We start from the raw sequence: 3,298 nt of genomic DNA, 5'->3' as shown, positions 1-3,298 counted from the left end.
CCGCATACCGTTGGAAGTGGGGCCGACACGCCGGTGCGGGGCGCAGCTTCGTGCTGGTCGAAGAGGTCTTCCCGGGCGAAGGGACGCCACTGCCGGGATTGCTGCAGGATCTGGCAGCCCTAAGGGCAGGCCCTTGGGCTTGGTTCTATGTTCAGGATTGAGCCCGCAAGCGCTCTCTGAGGCGTTGAAGAGGGCTCACGGGCCATTCAGTCCCGCGCGGCCGGCGCAGCTGACGGTGTCTGCGAGGTCCGCAGAGGACGGCCGAACAAGATTGGGTCGCGGACTTAATCACGTCCGGCCGCGGCATGGTACTCAGCGACGCAGGCCTTCGATATACGCCGCCACGGCCTCGATCTCTTCGTCGGTCATGTTCGCGGCGACGCCGCGCATCATGCCGTTCGGATCATTGGCCCGCTCCTGAGAGCGAAAGTACTGCAGGGTCTGCGCGAGATACTCGGAATGCTGGCCGGAGATGCGCGGGAACTTTGCCAGGTTGCTGCCCAGACCGGCGGGGCCGTGGCAGCCGGTGCAGGCTGGCACACCGGTCTCCGCGTTACCGGCACGGTAGATCTGTTCGCCCTTCTTGACCAAATCCGCCTCGGCAGTGCCGCCCGACTGCTCCAACGACGCATAGTATGCAGCGAGGTTCTTAACCTCTTCTTCAGTGAGCGGCATGGCCATTGGTGACATCTGCACGTTGTAGCGCTCGTTGTTCTTGAAATTCATGAGCTGCTTGTAGATGTACTGCGGATGTTGGCCCGCGAGCTTCGGCCACACCGGCTGCCCGGGGATCCCGTTCCCGTCCATGCCATGGCAGGCCTGGCAGATCTGGTTCGCTTTCTCTTTACCCTTCTCTGGGTCGCCGCCGATGCCGATTCCCCCCGATTCGGGTGCGGGGGATGCAAATGTGGTCCCAACCGCGAGGAGCGCGGCGGCGGCGAGTGCGGAGCGCAGCGAAATCTTCATGGCATCTTCCGAGTCGATGGTCGTTGAACGTGCTTCGGCCCGCGGTCGGCTGTGCGCCACGACGAACCCAGGACCTAAGCCTTTCATGTATATCAGCAGATAGCGATATGGGTCAATGGCATGCGCCAACCGGCGGCTTCCCGTATGGAGCGATGGCGCGGGCCAAAGTTCCGCCCTGCCCGCACACTGGCACCCTTGGTCGGGTCGGGGGTCGGGTCGGGCTCAGGCTCGAAAAAGCCCCCGCAAACGATTGATGATCACCTGCGCCGGGGTGGCATGGGCCAGGGTATCCACCAGCTCTCCGTGCTGGTCGATGACATAGGTGAAGGCCGAGTGGTCGACCAGGTAGCCCATGGCGGAAGCGGACTGCTCCGTGCGCCGATAAGCGGCGCCGTAGCGCTCGGCGGCGGCCGCGACTGCGGCATCGGACCCAGTGATACCGAGAATACCGGGGTCGAAGTAAGCGGCGTACTCGGCAAGGCGCTCCAGGGCATCCCGGGCCGGATCGACACTGACGAACAGCACCTGCACCTGGGCCCGCTCGGCGGGGCTGAGCTGCTTGAGCGCATAGGCGATGATGGCGAGGTTGGTCGGGCAGATGTCCGGGCACGCGGTGTAGCCGAAATAGAGCAGCACCACCTTGCCACGGAAGTCCGACAGCGACACCGGTCCCGAGACCGACTGCAGGGTAAAATCGCCGCCCTCGGGCGCGCTGGCGAGGTCCGGGCGGCGGTGGCCGCCGTTGCCCTCCACGCCCGGCTGCCAGGCCCACAACAGCCAGGCCAAGACGACCGACAAGCCCACCACCAGCAGCGCCGGCACCAGGACGGCCCGCCGCGGCCAAGATACAGCCCCCGGGCGCGTCTGTGGCGGTAGGGAAAACCGGTCGAACATGTCCCGGGCACACTCAGCCGGCGGTGGCCCGATGACGCACCGCAAGCTCCATGTAGTGCACAGCGGCGTAGTCCAAATATTCCTGCTCCAAGTCCGTGAGCATCCGTACACGCTTGGCCGGTGCACCCACGTACAGCCAACCGCCATCCAGCTTCTTGCCCGGCGGCACCAGCGCGCCGGCACCGAGCATCACCCGCGGCCGCAATACCGCGCGATCCAGCACCCGGGCGCCGATGCCCACCAGACAGTGATCATGCACCTCGCAGCCGTGCAGCATAGCCTGGTGGCCGACGGTGACACGCTCGTGCACGATGGTGGGCGCCCCGCCCGGCAGGAAGCGGCTGTCATGCGACACATGCAGCACGCTGCCATCCTGGACGTTGCTGCCGGCGCCGATGTAGATGCGATGGATATCTCCCCGCACCACGGCCATGGGCCAGATGGACGCCTGCGGCCCCACCTCCACGTTACCGATCACCACGGCGGCCTCGTCGACATAGGCATCAGACGCGATGCGCGGCTCCAATCCCTGATAACTGCGGACGTTGTTCATGGGGCCCCCGGCGCGTGCGAATCGATGCGATCGGCAAATGCTAACACGCGGCCGAGCCTGCGGCCGGCCACGGCGACTGGCCGTGGCCCTTTGCTATGATCCGGGGCCGCTCAACTGAAGCCGCTTCGGGCATCCGCCATGCGCTCTATTCACCCGCGCCCCTCCTCCCGCCGCTGTGCGGGCGCCGGCCTCGCACTGCTTGTGTTGACCGCCTGCATGGTGACCGCCTGCGGGGGTCGCGTCGGCGGCTACCGAGATACGCCCTTCAAGCCGGATCCGGAGGCGCCTACCCCGCGCAGCGTTACCGACGGACGTCAATGGCAGGAGGGCGACTATGCCCTGCCCGCCTGGCCCCGGGACGACGACCTGGTCGAAGTCAAGCTGGACGGACCACAGCAGCCCCTGACCCACTACATCGACACGCGCAGCCTGCGCACGGACCCCGACGGCGTGGTGCGGTACACGCTGGTCACGGAGTCGCCGAGCGGCGCCCGCAACCTGAGCTTCGAAGGACTCCGCTGCACCCCTCAGGGACGTTGGAAGACCTATGCCTTTGGTGCCGACGGCCGTTTCACGCGGACGCAGGCAGACGCCGCGTGGGTCACCGTCAGCAAAACGGGCAATGACCCACTTCACTACGACCTATGGCGGCACTACCTGTGCATCCCGCTGGCCTTCGAGGCGCGGCCCAAGCGGGATCAGGTGCGCATGCTGGAGAGCGGCCGGGTGCCGCAGGTGGAAAATGCGCGCTTCCTGCCGGATTGATTAGGCCATCGCCCCCGGCCCACCCGGGCGATCCATTGAAACCCCGCCGCCGGGACCGAGTTTCCCGCTAAGGAGATGCTGATTTATTGGGCATCCTGCCCAAAAATCAGACGGAGCCGG

General features: G+C 66.2%; 4 protein-coding genes. 1 reads left to right on the top strand and 3 read right to left on the bottom strand.

Features of this window, described 5'->3' with window-relative positions; translation table 11 throughout:
* Window positions 1–312: 312 nt before the first annotated feature.
* The 3 genes from I6U14_RS06650 to I6U14_RS06640 all read right to left on the bottom strand — a co-directional run bounded on the left by I6U14_RS06650 (window position 313) and on the right by I6U14_RS06640 (window position 2,413).
* Window positions 313–1,095: a cytochrome c gene (locus I6U14_RS06650; protein WP_367115633.1), complete on the bottom strand. Its 783-nt coding sequence runs from the start codon at window positions 1,093–1,095 to the stop codon at window positions 313–315.
* A 93-nt stretch (window positions 1,096–1,188) separates the two neighbouring features.
* On the bottom strand, window positions 1,189–1,860 hold the full coding sequence (locus I6U14_RS06645; RefSeq protein WP_296897889.1) for an SCO family protein: 672 nt from the start codon (window positions 1,858–1,860) through the stop codon (window positions 1,189–1,191).
* A 13-nt stretch (window positions 1,861–1,873) separates the two neighbouring features.
* Window positions 1,874–2,413, bottom strand: a complete 540-nt coding sequence (locus tag I6U14_RS06640) for a gamma carbonic anhydrase family protein (RefSeq protein ID WP_296897887.1) — start codon at window positions 2,411–2,413, stop codon at window positions 1,874–1,876.
* A gap of 216 nt (window positions 2,414–2,629) precedes the next feature.
* Here I6U14_RS06640 and I6U14_RS06635 point away from each other — a divergent pair, with 216 nt between their 5' ends.
* Entirely contained in the window at window positions 2,630–3,178 is a 549-nt protein-coding gene (locus tag I6U14_RS06635) for a CNP1-like family protein (RefSeq protein ID WP_296897885.1), read from the top strand.
* The last annotated feature ends 120 nt before the right edge of the window (window positions 3,179–3,298 follow it).

This window comes from Thiohalocapsa sp. (assembly GCF_019695415.1).
GTDB lineage: Bacteria > Pseudomonadota > Gammaproteobacteria > Chromatiales > Chromatiaceae > Thiohalocapsa.
This window is presented reverse-complemented; position numbering and strand designations above follow the sequence as displayed.